General features: G+C 62.9%; 16 protein-coding genes. 8 read left to right on the top strand and 8 right to left on the bottom strand.

The genetic code is table 11. The annotated features are described in order from the left end of the window. Positions 1-6: 6 nt before the first annotated feature. The 6 genes from HZZ13_RS05290 to HZZ13_RS05265 form a co-directional block, all read right to left on the bottom strand. Positions 7-1,428 (bottom strand): alginate export family protein, encoded by a 1,422-nt coding sequence (locus tag HZZ13_RS05290; RefSeq protein WP_197958873.1) that lies wholly within the window; start codon positions 1,426-1,428, stop codon positions 7-9. 62 nt (positions 1,429-1,490) lie between these two features. Further along, entirely contained in the window at positions 1,491-2,390 is a 900-nt protein-coding gene (locus HZZ13_RS05285; protein WP_197958597.1) for a glyoxalase, read from the bottom strand. 17 nt (positions 2,391-2,407) lie between these two features. Then, a complete protein-coding gene (locus HZZ13_RS05280) occupies positions 2,408-2,833 on the bottom strand; it encodes a DoxX family protein (RefSeq protein WP_197958596.1) in 426 nt (141 codons plus the stop codon). A 1-nt stretch (position 2,834) separates the two neighbouring features. Further along, a complete protein-coding gene (locus HZZ13_RS05275; RefSeq protein WP_210349228.1) occupies positions 2,835-4,712 on the bottom strand; it encodes an amidohydrolase in 1,878 nt (625 codons plus the stop codon). Continuing rightward, complete coding sequence (locus HZZ13_RS05270) at positions 4,709-4,993, bottom strand: XapX domain-containing protein (RefSeq protein WP_038966833.1); 285 nt, start codon at positions 4,991-4,993, stop codon at positions 4,709-4,711. Before HZZ13_RS05270 ends, HZZ13_RS05275 begins: the two co-directional genes overlap by 4 nt. 15 nt (positions 4,994-5,008) lie before the next feature. Beyond that, complete coding sequence (locus HZZ13_RS05265) at positions 5,009-5,653, bottom strand: hydrolase (protein ID WP_197958595.1); 645 nt, start codon at positions 5,651-5,653, stop codon at positions 5,009-5,011. A gap of 446 nt (positions 5,654-6,099) precedes the next feature. Here HZZ13_RS05265 and HZZ13_RS05260 point away from each other — a divergent pair, with 446 nt between their 5' ends. Beyond that, positions 6,100-6,621, top strand: a complete 522-nt coding sequence (locus HZZ13_RS05260; RefSeq protein WP_197958594.1) for a hypothetical protein — start codon at positions 6,100-6,102, stop codon at positions 6,619-6,621. A gap of 51 nt (positions 6,622-6,672) precedes the next feature. Here HZZ13_RS05260 and HZZ13_RS05255 read toward each other — a convergent pair whose 3' ends face one another. Further along, positions 6,673-7,605 (bottom strand): helix-turn-helix domain-containing protein, encoded by a 933-nt coding sequence (locus HZZ13_RS05255; RefSeq protein ID WP_197958593.1) that lies wholly within the window; start codon positions 7,603-7,605, stop codon positions 6,673-6,675. A gap of 323 nt (positions 7,606-7,928) precedes the next feature. Here HZZ13_RS05255 and HZZ13_RS05250 point away from each other — a divergent pair, with 323 nt between their 5' ends. The 4 genes from HZZ13_RS05250 (at position 7,929) to HZZ13_RS05235 (ending at position 13,874) form a co-directional block, all read left to right on the top strand. Beyond that, on the top strand, positions 7,929-8,351 hold the full coding sequence (locus HZZ13_RS05250) for a hypothetical protein (protein WP_197958592.1): 423 nt from the start codon (positions 7,929-7,931) through the stop codon (positions 8,349-8,351). Between the two features lie 90 nt (positions 8,352-8,441). Further along, positions 8,442-11,345, top strand: a complete 2,904-nt coding sequence (locus HZZ13_RS05245) for an ATP-binding protein (protein ID WP_197958591.1) — start codon at positions 8,442-8,444, stop codon at positions 11,343-11,345. Positions 11,346-11,523: 178 nt separating this feature from the next. Next, positions 11,524-12,156: a hydrolase gene (locus tag HZZ13_RS05240; RefSeq protein ID WP_197958590.1), complete on the top strand. Its 633-nt coding sequence runs from the start codon at positions 11,524-11,526 to the stop codon at positions 12,154-12,156. A 95-nt stretch (positions 12,157-12,251) separates the two neighbouring features. Then, positions 12,252-13,874 (top strand): MFS transporter, encoded by a 1,623-nt coding sequence (locus HZZ13_RS05235; protein ID WP_197958589.1) that lies wholly within the window; start codon positions 12,252-12,254, stop codon positions 13,872-13,874. Positions 13,875-14,499: 625 nt separating this feature from the next. On the opposite strand, the gene HZZ13_RS05230 is transcribed toward HZZ13_RS05235, so the two are convergent. After that, positions 14,500-15,522: a LacI family DNA-binding transcriptional regulator gene (locus HZZ13_RS05230; RefSeq protein ID WP_311972603.1), complete on the bottom strand. Its 1,023-nt coding sequence runs from the start codon at positions 15,520-15,522 to the stop codon at positions 14,500-14,502. A 113-nt stretch (positions 15,523-15,635) separates the two neighbouring features. Between HZZ13_RS05230 and HZZ13_RS05225 the strand changes: the two genes are divergently transcribed. From HZZ13_RS05225 to HZZ13_RS05215, 3 genes are read left to right on the top strand one after another with little or no spacing between them, the layout of a single operon-like run. Continuing rightward, positions 15,636-16,532: a dioxygenase family protein gene (locus HZZ13_RS05225; protein WP_197958588.1), complete on the top strand. Its 897-nt coding sequence runs from the start codon at positions 15,636-15,638 to the stop codon at positions 16,530-16,532. A 7-nt stretch (positions 16,533-16,539) separates the two neighbouring features. After that, positions 16,540-17,295: an SDR family NAD(P)-dependent oxidoreductase gene (locus tag HZZ13_RS05220; RefSeq protein ID WP_197958587.1), complete on the top strand. Its 756-nt coding sequence runs from the start codon at positions 16,540-16,542 to the stop codon at positions 17,293-17,295. A gap of 11 nt (positions 17,296-17,306) precedes the next feature. Then, positions 17,307-18,215 carry a beta-keto acid cleavage family enzyme gene (locus HZZ13_RS05215; protein WP_197958586.1) on the top strand — a complete coding sequence of 303 codons (909 nt, stop codon included), beginning with the start codon at positions 17,307-17,309 and terminating at the stop codon, positions 18,213-18,215. Positions 18,216-18,219 lie beyond the last annotated feature (4 nt).

The raw sequence follows: 18,219 nt of genomic DNA, 5'->3' as shown, positions 1-18,219 counted from the left end.
TCGATGTCAGAGCGAATACTTCAATTCGACGCCGACATAGTCGCTGTCGTGCCCGCCTGCCTGTCGGATGGTATCTCCGATCTTGTAGTGGACGGCCTCGAGCGCGCCGGTCAGATGGGCGTCGAACCGATAGTCCAGGCGAAGCTGCGCGTACGCGCCCGACCAGGCGCTGCCCTTTTCGGCGGTGCCGGCAACCGGAATGTTGGGCTGCAAGTAGATCGCATCGGCCGTCGTCTCGCGCCACTGAAAGCCGAGTGCAGCCATGATCGAGAGGTTCGTGGCCGGCTTTACCGTGAGCGACGGCTTCACGTGGACGAGGTTCACGTAGCCCGTGAGGCCCGCGAGCGTGAAATAGTAGCCGTTCGGGAACAGCGGATTGAACGTCCCCAGCACGTTGTCGCCAGGCTGGTGGTCTCCGGAGGCCGCGTCGACCTGCATCCCCAGACGCGGCTGCCATGTGATGCCGGCGAACGTGTAGCCGGCCCGGGCGCCGGTGGCCCAAGCTCGGATGTCCTTACCACCGATGACGCCGCTCTGCCCCATCGCCTCGAGATCCCAATCGAATTGGTTGAGCTTCCCTGCGAACCGGACATCGAACACATTGCGCTTCTCGTCGCCGCTGGCGTCGAGGTAGCGGACGTTGTCCTTCTGGTAGAACGAGTAGTAGGCGGACAGTTCGTTGGTGCCGAGCACCTGCCGCTCGACACGCAGCGTGTGGAAGCGGAAATGGCTGTTCGACGTGTCGTCGAAGGGATGCTGCAGGTCATACTGCACCGGCTGGCTGAGAAAGCCGATGAAGCGCCACGGGCCGCGTTCCCAGTCGCCCCAAACGGCGTCGAACGACTGGCGCACGTTTGGACCATCACGCGAAGAGACGAACCGCTGGAGGTCAAAGTCGAAGTCCTGCCGGCCAACGCGCGCCTTGAAGGTCCCCGCTTCGGTCGCGTTGACGTAGGCCAGGAAGCCAAGCCGCATGTCGAGTGGATCCTGGTCAACAGGCGTGATGACGTTCTTGCCGAAGGCACGATCGTCCTCGACCTGCAGAAAAAGCTGCCAGTGTTCGTCCAGATGGAAGTCGGCATGGAATTGCAGGCGCTGCAGCAGGTACGCGTCGCTCCTGGTCCCACCAACACCGAACGCGGGCGCGTTCACGGCCTCGAACCGTTCCCGCAGCGTCATGCCGAACGAGACATAACTCTTCGGATCGCCCGGCATGATCGGGATGTACTTGATGGGATCGAAAGGATCCGTCCACAGCGCCGGATTGGCGAGAGCGGACCAGTCCTCCTGCCAGCGGTTGGTTCTGATCTCCGGACGGGCCGGCTTTTCGTCGGCCAGCGCCGATGACGACGCCGCCAGGGAGCCGGGAGCGGCAAGGATGCTCACCGCCAAGAATGCGCCGGCTCTGCCTTGTCTCGTCGAAAACATATCGGTCACTTGCTCCGGATCGGTTCAAGGTACGGGCTCTCGACGAGCACCGCAAATGGCGCTTACTTCGCAGCCGCGTGGATCTCCGCGACGTAGCCGCCTGGGAACTGCACGATGGCCGAGTCCCGGCGATCCGAGGTGAAAGGCTGAACGAGAACCGCCGCCCCCGCTGCCGTCGCCTTCGCCAGCGTGTCCTTCAGGTCGGCAACCTCGTAGCCGGTGAGTTCGCGTCCATAGGGGTATGGCAGGTGTCCATCCGTGACCAATACGGTCATCTTGCCGAAAACGGATTCGATCCGGATGCGGCGGTACACGTCCTTGGGCCGGCCGATCTCGATGCCGGACGCCTTTGCGTCGTCTGAAACCACTTCCCCATGCGAGAAACGGAGAAAGCCGCGCATGAAGGCGTCGGCCCGGTCAGGAGACACGTAGACCCTGTTCTCGGGGACGGTGGCGAATGCCGCATAGGACGGCTTGGTCGTGTGCCAGTATAGCTGCATGTTGATGCCTCCAGGCCACTGGATCACCACGTCCCGGCCGATCGGATCCGGAAAGGTCGCCACCAGCACGTCAGCCCCCGCATCCTTTGCGGCCTTCACGGCTTCATCGATGTCAGTGACGAGATAGCCCGTCCGCTCCGCGCCGAAGGGATAGGGGATCGGCGTCTTGAACCCGAACAGCGACACGGTGCCGACCGGCGTCTGAAGAAGTTGGGACGTCGTGCTACTCGGCGTCGGCGTCACGGTGGCGACGACCTGTTTCGTGCTCTGGCCGCCGAAAGTGGCGAGGAAACTCGCCACGAACTTGTCGACGTCTTCCGGCGCGACGTAGACGTGAGTCGTATCGTATTGCGCGCCGACGCCGAGTTGCGGCGCAGCCGCATCCTTGGCCGTGGCGGCGGAACCGCTTATCAGCAGCGATGAAACCAGCAGAATGTTGATCAGATGCCGTTTACCGGACATGGGGAGCCTCGTTGCGTTCATGCGTCCTGCTTGCGCAGGGACAGGATGGAGACGAGCATCAGGCCCGCGATCAGGCCGAGATGCTCGAAGAAGGCGTTGATGGCCAGGAAGCGGTCATGGCCGGTCTTGGCCCAGAAATCGTTCGCGGTGAGCATGGCGACTGCGGTCAGGACGCCAAGTCCTCCCGCGCCAAGCCATACCAACCGGCCGAAGATCACCAGCGCGGAGCCGCCGAGTTCGACGATGATGGCCGCGGCGGCCCACAGCCAGGCTGGCTGGAGGCCAAAATGCGCCTGCTCCGCGACCGCTGCGGGGAAATCGACAAGCTTCTGGATTCCGCCGATCAGGAAGGCCGAGACCAGCGCGACCTTCGAAATCGGCAGCAGCAGCGGCCATGACAGTATGGCCGCTATCCAGCCTGGGGTGTCGCGGTTCGCCCGCATCTTACACCGCCCAGCAGGCACAGCCGAGCGCCCCCCAGAAGCTCTTGAGATCCGACACTGGCAGCTTGCCCGCCCAAGCACGTGCGTGGTTGTGACCATGCACACCACAGAGGTTAGTGCAGCTGCACGACTGCATCGCGTGGGCTCTGATCGCGGCGGCTTTTCCGTCTGAACCTACCCAGTTGCCGTACCCGCCGAAGCTGCGTACGGGCGACCAGTCCGGCATCGCCGGCGGAGGCGGCGTGTCATCGAGCGACTTGAAATCGCCGGCACCGTAGACAATGCGTCCGCCCACCACCGTGAGGTCGCTCGTCGTATCGGCGATCTCGCTTTCGGCGCAGGAGAAGAAGTCCCGGTCGGGAACGATCAGATCGGCCAACTGCCCGACTGCGATCCGCCCCTTCTTGCCCTCTTCGTTCGAGAACCAGGTGACGTTCTCCGTCCACATCCTGAGCGCTGTCTCGCGGTCGAGGCAGTTGCGCTGCGGGTATAGCCGGAGCCCGCCGACCGTCATGCCTGTCACCAGCCAGGCCAGCGAGACCCAGGGGTTGTAGGAGGCGACCCTCGTCGCGTCTGTGCCCGCAGAAATTTTCACTCCTTTGTCGATGATCTTCTTCACCGGGGGCGTCGCCTCGGCGGCGCCGTAGCCGTAGCGCTCGACGAAATACTCACCCTGGTAGGCCATGCGGTGCTGCACGGCGATACCGCCGCCGAGCGCAGCGATACGGTCGATCGATGCGTCGGAGATCGTCTCGGCGTGATCGAAGAACCAGTGCAACCCATCCAGCGGGATCTCCTGGTTGACCTTCTCGAACACGTCGAGCGCGCGCGAGATGGTTTCATCGTAGGTCGCATGCAGCCGCCATGGCCACTTGTTCTGAGCCAGGATACGGACGACCTCCTCGAGTTCGCCCTCCATCTCCGGCGGCATGTCCGGACGTGGCACGCGGAAGTCCTCGAAGTCGGCCGCCGAGAACACCAGCATCTCGCCGGCCCCGTTATGCCGGAAGTAGTCCGTGCCCTGCTTGTACTTCGATGTCTGGGTCCAGTTCAGGAAATCCTGCTTCTCCCCCTTCGGCTTCTGGGTGAACAGATTGTAGGCGAGCCGGATCGTAAGCTGTCCCTCATCGGAGAGCTTCTGGATGACGGCATAGTCCTCCGGATAATTCTGGAAGCCGCCGCCGGCGTCGATGGCGCCCGTCACTCCCAGCCGATTCAGTTCGCGCATGAAGTGGCGGGTCGAATTGACCTGGTATTCGAACGGCAGCTTCGGACCCTTCGCCAGCGTCGCGTAGAGGATGTTGGCGTTGGGCTTGGCGAGCAGCAGACCGGTCGGATTGCCTTGCGCATCGCGCATGATCTCGCCGCCCGGCGGCTCCGGCGTGTCCTTGGTGTAGCCGACGGCGCGTAGCGCGGCGCCGTTCAGGATGGCGCGATCGTACAGATGCAGGATGAAGACCGGCGTGTCCGGCGCGACCGCGTTGAGCTCGTCGATGGTCGGCAAGCGCTTCTCGGCAAACTGGTGTTCGGTGAAGCCACCGACGACGCGTACCCATTGCGGCGGCGGCGTGATGGCGACCTGCTTCTTCAACATGGCCATTGCGTCGGCGAGCGACCACACGCCATCCCAGCGCAGTTCCATGTTGAAGTTGAGCCCGCCGCGGATGATGTGGAGGTGATTGTCGATCAGCCCCGGCAGGACGCGGCGCCCTTTCAGATCGATGATCTTGGTCGAAGGCCCGGCCAGCTTCATGACCTCGCTGTCGTGGCCGACCGCAGTGAAGACGCCATCCTTGATGGCGACCGCGCTTGCGGTCGGGTTGGAGCGGTCAAACGTCGTGAGGAGGCCGCGGTGGAAGATCGTATCAGGAGCGTTCATGATGCTTTCTCCGCAACGTTAGTGGTTTCCTTGGCCTCGTCGGCATGCCGCCCGGGCAGCATGCCGAACATGTGAGGCGCGCACTTGGCCTGCCGCCATGCGGCGGCAAGGCCGTGACCCGCAACCATCTGCTTGGCGACCGGAACAATCTGCTCGCCGGCGAGGATGCCGAGCAGTCCGACCAGAGCCACCAGAGGGGGCGCGGGCGAGCGCACGTTGAGGAGACTGTAGATCACCCCGACGAGAACACCCGCGCCGAGCGACAGGAGATAGATCTTCATGAGCAAGCCGGGACCTTACCTCGGTCCCGCCTCCGATGCGTGTTCGCCGAGCGCCCACTTCGAGAAGCGGACCTGAATGCCGTAGGGCGAATGGGCCCGCAGGATGTCCATCATGCCGTCGTAAGTTTCGGCGCGAGCCCAGTCCTGCTGCAGTTCGAATGCGTACTGCGCCGACGTGATCGGAACGGCTCCGGCCTGGATCGCACGTTCCATCGAGCGGTTGTGCGCCTCCACCGAGAGGTCGCCGCACGCATCAGCCGGAATGTAGATTTCGTATCCTTCCTTTAGCATGTCGAGCGTCGGGAACATCACGCAGGCTTCCGTCCAGAGGCCTGCGATCACGAACTTCTTGCGCCCAGTCGCGGCCACCGCCTTGCGGAAGTTGGCGTCGAGCCAGGAATTCATCGACGTGCGGTCGATGATGTCGTGCTTCGGGAAGAGTTCGGTGACCTCGGGCATGAAAGGACCCGAGAACGAGTCCTTGGCGACCGTCGTCAACACGGTCGGGATCTTGAACAGCTTCGCAGCCTTGGCGAGGATTTGGATGTTGTTGAATACGACCAGGCGATCATGCGACTGGACGCCCTGATACATCGCGGGCTGGTAGTCGATTAGAGCGATCGCGCTGTTCTCGGGCGTGAGCATTTCGAGTTTCGACATTTTGATCTCCTTCAGGTGATGAATCGCTCATGCGAGCGGGCTGGTGGAAACTGAGTGTGATGCGATGCGACGACACCGGGTGCGCCCGAGCCGTCCATGCAGATCGCCGCGAACGGCGTATGCTTGCTCTCGAAAACACATGTGCAACTTCGCTGCGGTCACCCTCCGACAAGGGTGCATGCTCTTGAAGCCAAGTGATATTACGGATGCCTTCGGCGGTCGTTGCCGAACGAAGCGCATTTTGAACAAACGGCTCATGTTCTGCTGTCTTTCGCAATTTCCGCGATACAGCGACGGCAAAATATCGCACACTAGATGTGGCCATTTGTGCGAGACGCAGGCGATCGTCCCGGCGCCGGACGACGTCGAATTACGCGAGAGGCGTGCCTTTGGAGCGATTGGTAACAAGCTGCAGATTCCATCCTGGCAGGGACGAGAGTGCGCCTTTGTTGCTGGCCATCCCGGGTCGGGCGGCCAGTCCCTTTGGCTTCTTGGATTTCTGCAGATCCGTCAGCGTCGGCTCGGGAATTCTGGCAGTGTCGACCCCGCAGTTCACCGGCAACGGCAAAACCTTATCGAGAGATTTTGCAGATGGTCTGGCTCTGGCGATTCGGAATGCGCTGCATGCGCACAAGCTCACGCTGGTGCCGCTGATCGTCGTCGGTCATGCCGAAGGAGCGGACGCCGCGCTTGATCTGATCGCGTGCCATGCAGATGCGATCAGCGCTGCCATCATCATCAATCCGACTCACATCATGCGTTCGCCGGCTGCGAACCTTGCCGGGGTTGACGTGCTGCTGACCACGCCAAAGGGCGCTGGATCAGCAAACGAAACCGCGCTCCAGATCGAGAAATGCCTGGTGGAAGCGGGAGCTCGCGTGATTTGCGAGCGGGTGCCGCGCAGCCGAGTTATCCGCAAGCGGGACGAACTCATGGCCCGGATCTTCCTTTCGGCCCTCTTCCGCTGATGTGCTCCTGAGCGTGGCTTCGAAGGGATCGCTGACGCCAAATGGTCTGGACTAAGGCGCTGCCTGGCGGCGCCACGCACTAGGGCTACAACCGACTATCCGGCTGAAATGCCGGCTCAGATGGGCCTGATCGGCGAATCCGGTGAGGGCCGCTACTTCCGCGATCGGAAACTGACCTGACACCAGCATCTCCTTCGCCTTCTCTATGCGCGCGATAAGCAGCCATTGGTGAGGCGACTGACCCGTGGACATTCGGAAAGCCCGGCAGAAATGCGACCGCGATAGCTGAGCGATGTTCGCGAGTTCGAGCAAACCGACATTGTGCGCAAGATGCTCTCGCAGATAATCGGTGACCATCCGCAGACGCCGGGGCGGCAGCCCACCCCTGGCCGGCGTTGGGTACGCCTTCCCCAAGGCCGCAAGGCGCAGGAGCAGCGCCACCGACAAACTGTCTCCGTACAGCCGCGGAGTGTCTTCTTCCCGATTGACTTCGGCTTCGAAAATCTTTGCGATATGGAAAAGGGCGGGATCGTGGAACAACAGACGCGGAGCGAATGCGGACGGGCTCACGTCCTCGTTCACCAACTGCTTGAGAGCGTCATCTGCGAACGTGAAGGAAATGTGACGCATGTAGCGCGTCTCGTTCCAGATTGCCCACGTTTCCATCTTCGCGGGCGCAAAGTTCATGTTGTGGATGGTATTCGCCGGATCCGGGCCGCGCCGACGCTTATCGCTGCGCAATTCCGGAAGATTGCCGCCAAGGTCGAGCATTATCGACAGCCGGGCGCAATCGTAAGACAGCTCTGCGCAGTATGACCTGGTGCAGGCAAGTTCGGTCACGCTGACGGCGACCCCGTTCCAGGATCGAGAACGGAGGCTTTTCACCGTGGTGCCTTCCCGCTTCGGGACGAACGGACGGTTCCACAGGTCTGCGTGGTTCTGCAAAGCCGACGGCGCCGGGGACTGGTCGTGCGGGGCGGTCATGAGCGACACAATCCTCCAGGCGAACGACGCGGCACCGACAATGATAGTAAGGCGGGTCCACCCCTGGGACTATACCTCGATATGTAAACCAACGAGCGCAGCCCGAACTCGGCAGTCCTGATCGTAGGCATTCTGGTTCTCTCATCTTCAGGTTCTGGGATCGTTATTCGTCGGACCGGCGCCAGGGAAATAAATCGTTCCAAAATTTCTCGGACGGATATGCCGGATAAAGTGGCGGTCCCGGCTGGCATTTTTGGAACATTTTACTTGGCTTCGAACAGTCCTCGCGAAAGGGTGTGGCGTGCTCGAAGGACGCGGATGCGATGAAGAACCTGACACAATTTGGCGAAGATTTGCGTCTCCAGCTGTTTCGCCTGCAGGCAAGCCTTGACAACATCAACAGACTGTTCGCGGGGGACGCCAACGCCAACGATGCGGAACTCGCGGCCCGGTTGGAAGGAATGCACGCTCTCACGAAGGAGTTTTCCGAGCGCGCAGCAAAGCTCCGTGACACGCTGCAGGCCGGCATCGAACGCGACACTGCCCTCGCGCCCGAAACGCTGTCCAATTGGATAGCCAAGCGACAGACGGCGCAGCTTCACGCCCGCGCCGACATGATCGAGCAACTGGCCGGGGTCGCAGCGGAATTGGCGACCCTGTCCGCCCTCGAAGCCGAACGCATCACGATCACCGCGATTATCGCGCGCCGACAGGCGGTTGCAGTGCAGGTTCAGCGCGACCTCTGATGCGCCTTTTCGAGTGCCCTCGATGGATGGACACGCTCCCACCGGTGGCGTAAGGAGGCGCCTTCCGAAAAGCCGACGACTGATTGAAGGATGTCCGATCGCGACGAAAGACCAGGGCGCACATTCCTCTTCGGACCGTTTCGCCTTTCCACCTCCAAGCGGGTGCTCCTCGAGGGCGACCGCGTGGTTCGCCTTGGCGGCAAAGCCATCGAGATCCTGATCGCGCTCCTCGAGCGCGCGGGAGAACTAGTGAGCAAGCGCGAACTCGTCGAGATCGCTTGGCCCGATACATTCGTCGTTGAAGCCAACCTCACCGTCCAGGTGGCGGCGCTGCGCCGTGCGCTCGGGGAGGATGATAGCGCCAATCAGTACATCGTAAATAGTCCGGGACGCGGATACCGTTTCGTCGCACCCATCAGAGTGATCGAAAAGGAACGTCCGCCCCTCGACCAGCCGGCGTCACCGGAAGCCCACAACCTACCGGCACAACTGATCCGGCTAGTCGGACGATCGGAAGCGCTTCGGTCAATGAAGCAAAAGCTGACCGACGGGCGTCTCCTGAGTATCGTCGGGCCGCCGGGCGTCGGAAAGACATCGACCGCGCTTCGACTGGCGGAAACGATGTTGTCGCAGTTTCGGGATGGCGTTTGGCTGATCGACCTCGGGTCGATCGCGGATGCCTCACTGATTGCGAGCGTGATTGCGTCCGCGCTCCCGATCGACGTCCGCTCGAGCGACATGCTGTCCGGCATCGCCGCTGCGCTACGCTACAAGAGCCTGCTTCTGGTATTCGACAATTGCGAGCATCTGATCGACGGGGCGGCGGCCGCGATCGGTGAGTTGCTGCGCAGCTCCGGCGACATCAAGGCGCTGATCACAAGCAGGGAGCCGCTGCGCATCGAAGGCGAGCACGTCTTCCGGCTTCCTCCCCTAGAAGTGCCTCCGATGGCTACGTCCCTCAGCCCAAAGGACCTAATGGCCTACCCGGCGGTTCAGTTGTTTGTCGAACGGGCGGCCGCCATCATCAATGATTTCGAACTCACCGATGCCAATGCCGCCTTTGCGGCTCAGATATGCCGAGAACTGGACGGCAACCCGCTTGCGATCGAGGTCGCCGCTGCGCGCGTCGACGCATTCGGTGTCAAGGGACTGGCCGCCAGGATCGAAGACCGCATGCACCTGCTTGCGGACGCTCGCCGCGGCACGCCAGCGCGACACCGCACGATCGCGGCTGCGCTCGAGTGGAGCTACCAACTGCTGAGCGAGCGCGAGCGACACGTTCTGCGCTGCCTCGGAATTTTCGCCGGCAACTTTACGCTTGAGGCGGCCGTCGCGGTGATTCCAACGACAGAGGGGACCGACACAGCCTCGATCATCGCGGATCTGGTCTGCAAATCGTTGGTTTCCGTCGACATCGGCTCAGAGGGGGCGAGATTTCGGCTGCTGGAGATCACAAAAGCGTTCGCGCTTGCGAAGCTGATCGAGGAGTCGGAGCGGAACGAACTCGCCGTCCGCCTCGCATCCTGCCTCACCGAAATGCTGCGCAAGTACGCTGATGGACCGAAGCGGGTGCAAACGCTCAGGGACGCGGTCCAGGAACTCGATAACGTGCGCGGAATGCTGAACTGGGCGTTCTCGCCGGGAGGCCAGCCGCAGGCAGGCATCGCGCTCACGGCCGCAGCCGTGCCGGTTTGGTTAGAGAACTCGCTGCTGACGGAGTGCATCGTCTGGACGACGAAAGCGATTGAGGCTCTCGAAGCCCCCGCCGAAAGCGAACCAAGCGAGATGATCCTGAAGGCCGCCTTCGGACTCGCGATGATGTTCACCGAGGGCATGACGAGTCAGTCGCGAGAAGCTCTGAACAGATCGATCGAACTGGCGGGGCAGCTCGGTGATCCGCAATGGGAGCTTCGGGCCCGGCTGGGCCTAGTGCTCTTCCTGCACCGGCGCGGCGACTTCAAGGGCGCGTTGGAAGGAACGAAAAAGATCGAGAGACTCGTGGCGGACGTCGGCGAGCCCGCGGCGCTGGCGATGACGAAGAGCGTGAAGAGCGCCTCGCTCTTTTTCCGGGCGGAGTATGCGACGGCCCTGAACCTCGCACGCGAGGCGCACGAATACTTCCGAATTCACAGTGACGCGTCGCACATAGGCCGCTGGGGTCTGAACCACTCGATCTATGCGCAGTGCGTGATGGCGCGGTCCCATTGGAATCTGGGACGCTTCGATCGAACTGTTCTGGCCTGCCTTTCGGCACATTCCGAGGCAGAAAAGACCGGCAATCCGACGTCGATCTGTCAGGCGCTCAGTTGGTGCGGGGTTTCTCTCTTCCTGAGCCTTGAAGACCTGGATCGGGCGGCCGGCGCTTTGCAGAGATTCAGGCAAGTGGCCCAGGACAACAACATCAAGAGCTATGTATTTGCCTCGATCGGCTACGAAGGCAGGTTATTTTTCCTGAGAGGCGAGATCGAGCCCGCCGAAAGATTGTTGCGGGAGGCGCTCTCGAAGCTAAGCGGCGCCCAATATGACAATGTGTCCATTCCATTCCTCGGGCGGTTGGCGGAGCTCCTGGCTGTTGACGGTCGCCCCGAAGAGGGACTGTTGGCGTCGGCGGAGTGCCTGGAGCGAACAAAGGCGACCGATGCTCTCTGGTTGCTCCCGGATGCGCTGAGGATTCACGGCGACGTCCTTGCCGTATTGGAGGGTCCCGACTCTCGCTCTGCCGAGGCCCACTTACGTGAATCGATCGAGGTTTCCGAACGACAGGCGGCCCTTGGCTGGGAGCTTAGATCGGCCGAGAGCCTTGCAAATTTCTTGCGTCGAAAGCACCAAAACGAAGAAGCTTCGGCGGTACTGGGCCGAACGCTCGGAAAATTCTCAGAGGGTCTTGAGTCCATCCCGTTCCGGCGCGCCAAGGCTCTGCTCGACGAATTGCGACGGGTAGCCTCTGCGGAGGAGGCGCGTCCTTCGGCTCGCAAGGCAGACCCGCGCGTCTGAACCGTCGCCGGCCCCAACTGCTGGCCGACACAAACGAAGAGCTTCCTGCCTGTACCGCGCAGTCCAATCGTTCAAGAGCCGGGGGAGCGGTTCATATAGGCTGCCCGCCTGCCGTCTGTTTGAACGAACTTGGAATCCCCGAGAACTCAACAGCGCACTTCGGAGAGAGGTTCCCGTCATGAACGACAGTAAGACTCTGCTGCAACCCAGCGATTGTGCTCTAGTGCTGATCGATCAACAGGCTGGCCTCGCATTCGGGGTCGGATCGATTGACCGTCAGGTGCTTCTCAACAACACGATTGCGCTGGCACGTACCGCGAAGGTGTTTGGCCTACCGATTGTCGCATCAACGTCTGCCTCCAAGGTCTACAGCGGTCCGTTAATGGCGGCAATTCGGGAGGTTCTTCCGGATATCCACCCCATCGAGCGCCGGAATATGAACTTGTGGGAAGATGACGCAGCTCGAACAGCGGTGGTTCAAACGGGCAAGCGAAGGCTCATCGTTTCCGGCCTTCTGACAGAAGCCTGCGTTTCATTTCCGGTTCTTTCAGCGCTTCACGACGGCTTTGACGTTTTTGTGGTGGGCGACGCGTGCGGCGGTCTCACTCCTGTGAGCCATGATCTCGCCTTGCGACGGATGAGCGACGCAGGCGCACATATGACATCATGGATCCAGGTTCTTCTGGAGTTTCAGCGGGACTGGACCCGTCGGGAAACCTACGATGGAGCTCGATCCATCGTGGAAACCCACGGTGGCGGATACGGAATCGGCCTCGCATATGCGCGCGACATGATCCACCCTGCGCCATAGGCGGTGTAGCCTCGCTTCTAGCCGATCCTTAGCGCCGTCGTTTCGATCCTTCGTTGCGCCAGAGCGAAAGGATGCGATTTGCCACAGCAAAGCACATGACAATGATCGACGAAAATCAAACGCGGGCCGCGACGCAGAGTGCGTCGCCCTGGATCGCGTTCCGACACAAGGCGTTTGCGGTTGTTTGGACCGCGACCGTCGTAGCCAATGTCGGCACCTGGATGTACAACGCGGCATCCGGATGGTTGATGACGAGCCTCAATCCGAATCCACTCACGGTCTCTCTGGTCCAGGTCGCGAGTAGCCTTCCCATGTTCCTTTTCGCGCTGCCCGCCGGCGCTCTGGCGGATATCGTCGACAGGCGTCGCTTTCTGATCGGATCGGAAATCCTACTCACCGTCGTCGCAGCGGTGAGCGCGGTTCTGGTCTGGCTCGACCTGATCAATCCGTCGATCCTGCTGTTGTTTACATTCCTCCTCGGTACGGGCGCGGCTTTCACCGCTCCCGCATGGCAATCGATCGTGCCTCAGCTTGTCCCGAAGCAAGACCTGGCTGCGGCGGTGGCGAGCAACGGCGTCGGCGTCAATATCAGCAGGGCAATCGGACCGGCGCTCGGTGGAGTCGTGATCGGCGTACTAGGCATCGCGGCGCCGTTCTGGATCAACGCATTGAGCAACTTCGCCGTGATCGGCGCCCTGCTCTGGTGGCGCCCGCCGACACCGCAAGGAAACAGACTTCCGCCCGAGCGCCTGACCGGCGCCCTCGTGATCGGTTTTCGGCATGCGCGATATAACCCCGATTTGCGCGCGACTCTCATCCGAGCGGTGGCGTTCTTCTTCTTCGCCAGCGCATATTGGGCTCTACTCCCGCTCGTTGCTCGCAATCAGATCGCGGGCGGTCCCGAACTGTACGGCATGTTACTTGGCGCAATCGGCATCGGTGCCGTCGGCGGCGCCTTTGCGCTGCCATGGCTGAAGGCGGTTCTGGGGCCAGACCGGCTCGTCGCGGCCGGCACGTTCGGCACGGCCGCTTGCCTAGTCCTGCTGGGTGTCGCACGTTATCCCGCACTCGGCTTCGCCGCCTGCCTGCTCGCCGGCATCTCATGGATCGCCGTTCTCGCGAGCCTGAACGTCTCGGTTCAGATGTCCCTGCCCGACTGGGTGCGCGGCCGCGGGCTGGCCATGTTCGTGACCGTGTTCTTCGGTGCGATGACCGCCGGCAGCGCAGTCTGGGGCCAGCTTGCCTCCGCGTTCGGCCTGCCCCTGACGCACTTCATCGCGGCCGCCGGAGCGGTAACCGGCATCGCGCTGACCTGGCGTTGGAAGCTGCGGGGCGGCCAAGAAGTGGACCTCGCCCCCTCCATGCATTGGCCGGCACCCGTGCTGGCGATCGACGCGGATGCCGACCGCGGGCCGGTACTGGTCACGGTGGAGTACCGCATCGCTTCGGAGCGACGAGACGCCTTTCTCAATGCAATCAAGCAACTGGAGCCGCAACGACGGCGTGATGGCGCCTATTCCTGGGACGTCTTCGAAGATGCTGCCGACAGCGGACGCTTCCTGGAGACGTTTATGGTCGCCTCGTGGCTGGAGCATCTGCGACAACATCAACGCGTAACGAACGCAGACAGAATCGTCCAAGCTGCCGTCCGCGAGTTTGGCGCTGCGGGAGAGCCCAAGGTAACCCACTTCATAGCGGCCCGCTTCGCGCCCGACTGATTCGAATCGGCAGAAGCAACGGCTGTATCGTCGGTGAAAACGAGGGCTGCAAAGCCACAGATGATAAACAGGCTTCGATATGCCAGCACCACTGAGGACCGCGTTTCCGCCGACGAGCGGCAGGTGAACTCCGGACCGCCACCAGCGGCGATGACACGATCATCGGAAGCCGCAGCGCCCCTCTATACTAGTTTGGCTGCCTGTTGCGAGCCGCCGCTCTGAATACGGCCCTCGCCCCGTGCGTAGCGCCGAGTTCCCGACCAGTCGGCGCCCGAACGTCCGAGCAGGCCGTTCAATGCGGCCAGCCCGCAGGATGAATCCGTCCGAAATCCGGAAGTCTTTTGAATAGCTTACATTCGATCGACTTCTCGGAGCCGAGATGCGTCGGCGGCCGATGTGCCGCCGTCTTGCGGATTGCGGGGAGCGACTCGTGCATTCTCTAGCTCCGTTCAATTGCCATCTTTAGGGCAGGATTGTCGACGGCACGCTAGATCGCGCTGCCTCGCCTTGCTTGGACATCGTTGTCGGTGATTGTACGGGCTGGCTGCAAAGCGCGCCCTGCTGAGCGAGTGGCGGTGCGCTGGGCGCTTCGACTGAAGTCGAAGCCCTCCTCGGTGGCTCGCGATCAGGAGGTCGAGCGGGGCGGATCCGCCGAACTCCTCACGACCAGCTCCGGCCGAAGCACGACGTGCTGTATGTCGGTGCTCCCGTTCTTGATCGCATCGACAAGCATCCTGGCGGCGATCCGCCCCATTTCCCTGTGCTCGATCCGGACCGTGGTCAGCGGCGGCGAGACGACATCCATCAGGGGCATATCGTTGTGTCCGATCACCGACATGTCGTCCGGACACCGCAGCCCGCGCTCCCTCAGGGCGTCCAGGACTCCGAGAGCGAGCAGATCGTTTGCGGCCGCGATCCCGGTGATGTCGCCGCTGGTCGCGAGCAGGTGCGCCGTTGCCTCCGCGCCCGCCGAGCGGCTATAGGCCGCCGCCTCGCGCACGATACCCGGCAATGCGTGGCGCGACATGGCGGATTCGAAGCCCTCCCGGCGCAGCGTGCCCGTCGACGTCGACAGCGGGCCGGCGATATGCGCGATGCGGCGATGTCCCAATCCGGCGAGATGATCGACGGCGAGACGCATTCCCAAGGCGTCGTCCGAAACCACCGAGGAGACCCGATCCCGCGCCTCCGACCGGTTGACCAGAATCACCGGAACGCCTCGGCGGATGCAGAATCCGACGAGTTCGTCGTCTTGAGAGACTGTCGCCAGGATGAGGCCGTCGACGCGCTGACTGAGCACCGTTTCGACGAGCGATATCTGCTCCGAGGCCGCGTTGCCGGCCTCCGCCACGATCGGTGCATAGCCAGCCGCGGAGAGCGTCTCGGTAATGCCTCCCAAAATCGGGGCGAACACCGGATTGGCGATGTCGGGCAGCAGGACGCCGACGAGATCGGACCGGCCCAGGCGCAGGTTCGCGGCGATGCGATTGGGCCTATAGCCGAGGATCTCCGCTTGGGACACGATCCGTTCGACGACATCGTCGGCCACCAAGTGCCGCTTCTTGGGATCGAGCGCGCGCGACACCGTCGATCTATGCACCCCGGCGGCGTCGGCGATCTGTTTCATCGTGGCGATAGGTCGATTCACCAGCAGTTTCCGTCGTTTATCTGACCGGTAGCGGCAGAATACAGGGCCGCTTGACAATTTGCAATCGATTGCAGTAACGCTGCAATCGAGTGCAATACGTGGCGGAGCGAAAGATGGGCATTATCCAGCGGCTTGAGGACGTGACCCCGATCGTGCTGCGCGCGATGGAGGGCGCCGGAAACGAGCGGTTCCGGACGGTGATGGAGGCCTTCGTCCGGCACATGCACGCGTTCGCCCGCGAGGTGAAGCTCACCGAGGCGGAGTACGATCTCGGCATCGACTTCCTCAACCGGATCGGACAGGCGACCCATGACAGCCACAACGAGGGGATCCTGTTCGCGGACGCCATCGGCTTCTCGACGCTGGTCTGCCTGCTGAACAACGGAAGCGCCGGCGCGACCGAAACCGCCGCGGCGCTGCTCGGTCCGTTCTGGCGGGCCAACTCCCCGCGGACCGAGAACGGCGGGTCGATCGTCCGGTCCCCGACGCCCGGTCCAGAGCTCTTCGCCGAATGCGAGATCGTCGACGTCGCGGGCAAGCCCCTCCCCGGTGTCGATGTCGACGTCTGGCAGTCGTCGCCCGTGGGCCTCTACGAAAACCAGGACGCGACGCAGGCGGACATGAACCTGCGGGGCAAGTTCACCACCGATGCCGCGGGCCGCTTCTCCTTCAGATCGGTCAAACCAGCCGGCTATCCCGTGCCGACGGACGGTCCTGTCGGCGAACTGCTGCGGGCCCAGAACAGGCATCCCTACCGGCCGGCGCACATCCACTTTCTCGGCTTCAAACCCGGCTACAAGACCCTCATCACGCAGGTCTTCGTCGACGATGACGACCATCTCGAAAGCGACGTCGTGTTCGGCGTCACGCGTGCGCTCGTCGGCGCCTATCGTCGGCATGAGGAAGGCGAGCCGCCCGCGCCGGGCGTGCGCGCACCTTGGTACACGCTGAACTACCGGTTCGTCATGCAAGCCGGTGAAGCAATCCTTCCCAAACCACCGATCAAGTGAGCGAACCATGATCAAGTCCCAGGACGGCAAGGTCGTCCTCGTCGTCGGCGGGGCCGGCAGCATCGGCGCCGTCGCGGCCAGCAAATTTGCCGAACTCGGCGCCCGCGTCGCGATCAGTCACCGCGACGTACCGGAGGAAGCCGGAGCGGCCGCGAAGGTGATGCAATCCCTGCCCGGAGAAGGCCACGCGGCGCTGGTCGCCGACGTGTCGCGGACCGCTACGTTGCAGGCGCTGCGTGGCGAGATCGAGCGCCGCTTCGGGCGCCTCGATGTCCTCGTCAATGCCGCCGGCTTCACCAAGCCCGTCCCCCATGCCGATCTCGAGGCCCTGGACGACGACCTCATCGACAGGATGTTCGCAGTCAACTGGCGTGGACAGTTCGCGACCATCCGGACCTTTGCTCCGCTCCTGAAAGCTTCCGGCGACGGCCTGATCGTCTCGATCTCGTCGATCGCTGGGACCAATGGAATCGGCTCGTCGATCGCCTACTGCGCTGCCAAGGCCGGCATCGACGTCATGACGAAGTCGCTGGCCCGGGTGCTCGCCCCCGAAGTGCGCGTGCTCGCGGTCGCGCCGGGCGTCGTCGATACCAGCTTTGTTCCGGGCCGCGGGGCCGACTTCAACGCCAAAACCGCCGCGACGACACCACTGAAGCGGATCGCGACCGCGGAGGACATCGCCTCCGCGATCCTCGCCTGTGCCACGCAGCTCGGCTTTGCCACCGGAACGACCTTCGTGGTCGACGGCGGCCGCTCGCTCTGAAGGAAAATTCAATGCGATCTCCACGCGACAAGGTCATCATCACCTGCGCAGTCACTGGCAATCTGACGACGCCGGAGCAGACGCCCCATCTGCCGATCACGCCCGAACAGATCGCCGACGCCTGTCTCGGCGCGGCGGACGCGGGCGCCGCGATCGTCCACATCCACGTCCGGGATCCGCAGACCGGGCGTCCCTCGATGCTGCTCGACCACTATGCCGACGTCGTCGAGCGCATCCGCGCCCGCAATCCCGAACTCATCCTCAACATCACGACCGGACCGGGCGGTCGATTCGTGCCGTCCCAGGACGATCCCAAGGTCGCGGCCGAAGGCACGACGCTGATGCCGCCTGAGAAGCGGGTCGAGCACATCGCGGTGCTGCGGCCGGACATCTGCACCCTCGACCTCAACACCATGAATTCCGGCCGCGAGGTCGTCATCAACACGCCCGGCAACGTCAGGCGGATGGCGAAGGTGATTGCGGAGGCCGGCGTCAAGCCGGAGATCGAGCTGTTCGACTCCGGCGACATCGCGCTGATGCACGACCTGCTCGCCGACAGTACCCTGAAAGGACCAGTCCTCTGCTCCTTCGTGATGGGCGTGCGCTACGGCTTTCAGCCGGCGCCGGAGACCGTGCTTTACGCCCGCAATCTGCTGCCGCAGGACGCGGAATTCACCGCGATCGGAATAGGCAAGGCCGCATTCACCACGGTCGCGCAGTCCTATCTCGCCGGCGGTCACGTGCGCGTCGGCCTGGAGGATTCCGTCTATCTCAGCCGCGGACGGCTGGCGAGGTCCAACGCCGAGATGGTCACGAAGGCGCGCCGTATCGTCGAGGACCTCGGAGGCGCGATCGCGACCGTCGCTGAAGCCCGCAAGATCGTCGGACTGCCCGGGCATTCCGCGGTGAGCGCCGCCTAGGAGC

The sequence above is a fragment of the Bradyrhizobium agreste genome (assembly GCF_016031625.1).
GTDB lineage: Bacteria > Pseudomonadota > Alphaproteobacteria > Rhizobiales > Xanthobacteraceae > Bradyrhizobium > Bradyrhizobium agreste.
This window is presented reverse-complemented; position numbering and strand designations above follow the sequence as displayed.

Coding starts and splice junctions, on each gene's coding strand:
- HZZ13_RS05290 (WP_197958873.1), bottom strand. CDS start 1,428: ATGTTTTCGACGAGACAAGGCAGAGCCGGCGCATTCTTGGCGGTGAGC.
- HZZ13_RS05285 (WP_197958597.1), bottom strand. CDS start 2,390: ATGTCCGGTAAACGGCATCTGATCAACATTCTGCTGGTTTCATCGCTG.
- HZZ13_RS05280 (WP_197958596.1), bottom strand. CDS start 2,833: ATGCGGGCGAACCGCGACACCCCAGGCTGGATAGCGGCCATACTGTCA.
- HZZ13_RS05275 (WP_210349228.1), bottom strand. CDS start 4,712: ATGAACGCTCCTGATACGATCTTCCACCGCGGCCTCCTCACGACGTTT.
- HZZ13_RS05270 (WP_038966833.1), bottom strand. CDS start 4,993: ATGAAGATCTATCTCCTGTCGCTCGGCGCGGGTGTTCTCGTCGGGGTG.
- HZZ13_RS05265 (WP_197958595.1), bottom strand. CDS start 5,653: ATGTCGAAACTCGAAATGCTCACGCCCGAGAACAGCGCGATCGCTCTA.
- HZZ13_RS05255 (WP_197958593.1), bottom strand. CDS start 7,605: ATGACCGCCCCGCACGACCAGTCCCCGGCGCCGTCGGCTTTGCAGAAC.
- HZZ13_RS05250 (WP_197958592.1), top strand. CDS start 7,929: ATGAAGAACCTGACACAATTTGGCGAAGATTTGCGTCTCCAGCTGTTT.
- HZZ13_RS05245 (WP_197958591.1), top strand. CDS start 8,442: ATGTCCGATCGCGACGAAAGACCAGGGCGCACATTCCTCTTCGGACCG.
- HZZ13_RS05240 (WP_197958590.1), top strand. CDS start 11,524: ATGAACGACAGTAAGACTCTGCTGCAACCCAGCGATTGTGCTCTAGTG.
- HZZ13_RS05235 (WP_197958589.1), top strand. CDS start 12,252: ATGACAATGATCGACGAAAATCAAACGCGGGCCGCGACGCAGAGTGCG.
- HZZ13_RS05225 (WP_197958588.1), top strand. CDS start 15,636: ATGGGCATTATCCAGCGGCTTGAGGACGTGACCCCGATCGTGCTGCGC.
- HZZ13_RS05220 (WP_197958587.1), top strand. CDS start 16,540: ATGATCAAGTCCCAGGACGGCAAGGTCGTCCTCGTCGTCGGCGGGGCC.
- HZZ13_RS05215 (WP_197958586.1), top strand. CDS start 17,307: ATGCGATCTCCACGCGACAAGGTCATCATCACCTGCGCAGTCACTGGC.